The 4354-nt window shown below is 66.1% G+C and carries 5 protein-coding genes; all 5 read left to right on the forward strand.

Annotated features, from left to right (window positions below):
- Positions 1 to 439: 439 nt before the first annotated feature.
- The 5 genes from fliD (at position 440) to AC1VAN_RS13165 (ending at position 3993) form a co-directional block, all read left to right on the forward strand.
- On the forward strand, positions 440 to 1858 hold the full coding sequence (fliD, locus tag AC1VAN_RS13145) for a flagellar filament capping protein FliD (protein WP_480985948.1): 1419 nt from the start codon (positions 440 to 442) through the stop codon (positions 1856 to 1858).
- A 129-nt stretch (positions 1859 to 1987) separates the two neighbouring features.
- On the forward strand, positions 1988 to 2404 hold the full coding sequence (gene fliS / locus AC1VAN_RS13150; RefSeq protein WP_442252400.1) for a flagellar export chaperone FliS: 417 nt from the start codon (positions 1988 to 1990) through the stop codon (positions 2402 to 2404).
- Positions 2401 to 2694, forward strand: coding sequence for a hypothetical protein (locus AC1VAN_RS13155; RefSeq protein WP_025879004.1), 294 nt, complete (start codon positions 2401 to 2403; stop codon positions 2692 to 2694). The genes fliS and AC1VAN_RS13155 overlap by 4 nt, the downstream gene beginning before the upstream one ends.
- Positions 2691 to 3269 carry a PilZ domain-containing protein gene (locus AC1VAN_RS13160; protein WP_480985949.1) on the forward strand — a complete coding sequence of 193 codons (579 nt, stop codon included), beginning with the start codon at positions 2691 to 2693 and terminating at the stop codon, positions 3267 to 3269. The genes AC1VAN_RS13155 and AC1VAN_RS13160 overlap by 4 nt, the downstream gene beginning before the upstream one ends.
- A gap of 91 nt (positions 3270 to 3360) precedes the next feature.
- Positions 3361 to 3993 (forward strand): response regulator, encoded by a 633-nt coding sequence (locus AC1VAN_RS13165; protein ID WP_025879002.1) that lies wholly within the window; start codon positions 3361 to 3363, stop codon positions 3991 to 3993.
- The last annotated feature ends 361 nt before the right edge of the window (positions 3994 to 4354 follow it).

A 4354-nucleotide genomic window follows, 5' to 3' on the forward strand; every position in this document is an offset into this window, starting at 1 on the left:
CGGCAAGAAGGCGCCGCTACCGTCGGGTTGAACCGACGGTAGCGGCAACCCGACAGCCACGGCGTACTCAGGTGCCGGCCATGCCCGGCCCGGGAAGCTTCCCGAACCGGCTTGGCATCGCCCGCCCCTGCGGACCTCTCTTTCAGCGTTGTGCATTTTGACTGTACGTACCGGGCGGCTTCGTCTCCCCCCGATTGTCAGTAGCCTGATCCCTCCCCTGCATTGGGGGAGGGTTTTTTACAGACCCCCGGCAGCCCGCGGTGAACCCACCCGCACCCTGCCCCAGACCTCCTGCAACCGGCGTGCCAGAACCGCCCCACCAGCCAGTGGCACGGCGCGTGCATCAACGAAGTCCTCAAGACCCAGCGGCACAGGCCGCTATTTTCGTTGACGACGGGCCGCCGTACGACGGCCAGGCCCGTATACCAGGAGAAACGACGTGGCAGACTTTGGATACGGTGGCATTGGCTCAGGGCTGGACATCTCCAGCATCGTCAACCAGCTGGTCGCAGCGGACCGCAAGCCGGCCGACAATGCGCTGAACCTGCAGCAGTCCAAGACCAAGATGCAGCTGTCGTCGCTCGGCACGGTCACCTCGGCCTTCGACAAGCTGAAGACCGCCCTGACCGCATTGAAGGCCACCACCGCCTTCGACACCCGCACGGTAACCGCCTCCGGCAAAGCACAGCCAGGCAATACTGAGGATGTGCTGACGGCATCGGTGGCGCTGTACGACCTCGGTACCAGCAAGGCGGCCGCAGCCAACGGTACCCACAAGGTCGAGGTGAAGAACCTGGCGTCGGCGCACAAGCTGATTGCCGACACGTCGGTTCCCAAGACCGATACCTTCGGTGCCGGAACCTTGACGCTTACCGTCGGCGTGGGTGACAAGGCCAAGACGATGAACGTGCAGRTGGAGGAAGGCGACACGCTTACCACCGTCCGCAACAAGATCGACGCCGCCGGCCGCAAGGAAGGCGTGCAGGCCACGCTGATCAGCTCCGGCGACAACCAGTACCTGTCCATCGCCCAGGAAAAGACCGGCGCGGCCAGCGCGATCAAGCTGGAATACGCCGGCAGCGATCCCAAGCTGGGCGCGCTGGTCGGCAGCCTGAAGGAAAACAGCCCCGCCAAGGATGCGCTGCTGACCATTGACGGCGTGGAAGTGGTGAGTGCCAGCAACACCGTGACCGACGCGGTGCCAGGCCTGACCCTGAACCTGAAGGTGCCGGGCCTGAGCACGGTCGTCATCAGCACCGACACCACGGCCGCAACCAAGGTGATGCAGGAGTTCGTCACCGCCTACAACGCGGCCGTCGCGGCGATCAACACCGAAACCAAGTACGACCCGAAGACCAAGGAAGCCGCCGCGCTGACCGGCGATGCGCAGATGCGGGGTGCGATCGCCCAGCTGCGTTCGACGATGTCCGGTGTGCTCAAGGACCTGGCAGGCGACCAGCTGGATGCCAAGGCACTGGGCCTGCAGACCCGCGGCTATCCCAATGCCGATGGCACCCTGGTGCTGGACAGCACCAAGTTCGCCGCAGCCCTCGCCGCGCAGCCGGAGAAGATCCGCCAGGCGGTCACCGGCGATACCGGCGGTGCCGGCCGGCTGTATTCACTGGTGGACGGCTACGTCAGCACCACGGTTGGCAAGGAAGGCGCCTTCGTCGCCCGCACCAAGGGGCTGAACACCACGCTGGACAACATCGACAAGCGCCGCAAGGACCTGGACGCGCGCATGGTCGGTGTCGAGGCCCGTTACAAGAAGCAGTTCGTGGCATTGGACAGCCTGATGGGCAAGCTGCAGCAGAGCAACACCGCCCTGCAGCAGCAGCTGGCCCAGTTGAACCGCTGAGGAAACACGCACGGCGCTCAAGTTTGGCGCCGTACGCACCGATAACGGACGCAACAGCAATCATCGCAGTGCCGGCGTCAACGGTCCCTTCGACCGCACCCCGGCACCCCGCGCAAGGGAGAATCACGAATGTACGGTTCCAGCCGTCAGTACGCCGAGCAATACCGCCAGGTGGGTGTGACCAGTGCGGTCGCCGATGCCGATCCGCACAAACTGGTGGCGCTGCTGCTGTCTGGAGCGCTGGAGCGCGTGCGCCGTGCACAGGCCACCCTCGACCAGGGCGACCAGGCCGGCAAGGGCAAGGCGATCGGCGAAGCATGCGCGATCGTCGCCCACCTCAACGGCTCGCTGGACCATGAAGCCGGCGGCGAAATCGCCGGCAACCTGTCGGCGCTGTACGACTACCTGCTGCAGCGCCTGACCGAAGCCAACCTGCACAACGACCGCGCCGCGCTGGACGAATCGCTGCAGCTGCTGGGCGAGATCGACGGTGCCTGGAATGCCATTCCGCACGAACAGCGCCGTCCCGCGGCGATGGCGCCATGAGCCTGCTTGAACTCAACGCGCAGCTGGATGCCTTCGAGAAGGCCCTCGACGAAGAGGCCTTCGAACAGGCCGACAGCCTGCTCGATGGCCATGACAGCACCCTGCACGCACTGCTGAGCCAGCCGCTGGGCAGCGCCGACCACGCGCCGCTGTCGGCCCTGCTGGAGCGCCAGCAGAGCCTGCTCGGCCTGCTGCGCCAGCGTCGCGACGCAGTCTCCGTGCAGATGCAGGACGGCCGCCGCTCCCTTCGCGCCGCGCATGCCTACCTGCAGGCAGAATCGCTGGCATGACCGTGCTGCCGACCACGTCCCTGCACCACCCGGCTGAAAGCGAGCTGTTCGACGAAACGCTCAGCTGTGAACTGGCCCTGCCCGCCGAGTTCCAGGCCGGCAGTGCAGTGGGCCGGACCAGCAGTGCCGAAGGCCTGCTGCGCAGCTTGGCACTGGTCGAAGACAGCCGCATCGACGAACACGAGGAACGCAGCGAAGCCAGCTTGCAGCTGCAGCGCCTGGAAGCCAAGGTGGACCTGACCATGGTCCTGCTCGGCCGCCTGATCCGCCAGCAGGGCCAGGAACCAACGCTTCGCCCGGTGCGCTGGTCGCGCCGTGGCATCCGCCTGCAGCTGGGCCCACGCAGCGGCAGCACGCCCGGCCAGGCCGGCGTTGTCCGCCTGCAACCCAGCGACTGGCTGCCCGACCATATCGACCTGCCGGTGGAAGTCATCGCCGAAGCGGCCGATGGCGGTGGTGGTCACTATCTGTGGCTGCGCTTCCATCRCCTCGGCGATGGCCTGGAAATGGCGATGGAACGGCATCTGTTCCGGCTGCACCGCCGGCAGGTGGCCGAGGCCCGCCGCGCACGCTGAAATCTGCCACCATGCAGGCGGACGGACAGCCCTTGGCGTGCCCGTTCAGCTAAGTTAAGGTGGACCCCCCTCCCCAACCTCCAGCGTGCCTGTGCGAGTTCTCATCGTCGACGATCACACCCTGGTTCGCGCCGGCCTGGCGCGGCTGCTGCAGGGGTTTGCCGACGTGCAGCTCGTCGCCGAGGCCAGCAATGCCGAACAGGCACTGCAGATGGCCCTGCAGCACGCACCGGACGTGGTGTTGATGGACCTGTCGCTGCCCGGCCGCACCGGCCTRGAAGCGCTGAGCGACATCCGCCTGCGCGCACCCGGTACGCGCATCGTGATGATGACCATGCACGACGACGCCGCCCACGTGCGCGACGCTCTGGATCGGGGTGCCGTCGGTTTCGTGGTCAAGGATGCCGCACCGCAGGAGCTGGAACTGGCGCTGCGTGCCGCGCATGCCGGCCAGGTATTCCTGAGCCCGCAGATCTCGGCCAAGATGCTGGCGCCGATGCTCGGTCGCGAAAAACCGACCGGCATTGCCGCACTGTCGCCGCGCCAGCGCGAGATCCTTCGCCGCATCGGCAAGGGCGAGAGCAACAAGGAAATCGCCGCCGATCTTGGCATCAGCGTCAAGACGGTGGAGACCCATCGCGCACGCATGATGGAATCGCTGGGTTGCCGTCGCGCCAATGATCTGCTGCTGCTGGCCGCGCGCCACCAGCACGAACTGGAATGACGTCCCCGCGTCGGCGCTAACGCCGCAGCGCCACTGGCAGGGCTGGCGCCGAAATACCGTCACCCACACGCATCCCGACGGGATTCCGTACAGCACGCACGACCTGCCGCCGTGGCCGCTGACCATGAATCAATGACTTGGCGCGCATGATCGTCAAAATCCCGCGCTTGTGTAGGGGCTTTCCCTACACGGTGTCGGGAACACCACCAACACCTTCAGGAACCCCCCGATTCCGCCCTTGCCGGATCAAAAGCAAGATGTGTTCCACAAGGCGTCGGGGAGCGGCGCCGGGGAACCACGATGAAGGCTTCACTCTCGACCCAGCTGGGCCAACAACTTCACCTCACCCCGCAGTTGCTGC

The sequence above is a fragment of the Stenotrophomonas sp. 05L44_2 genome (assembly GCF_056665995.1).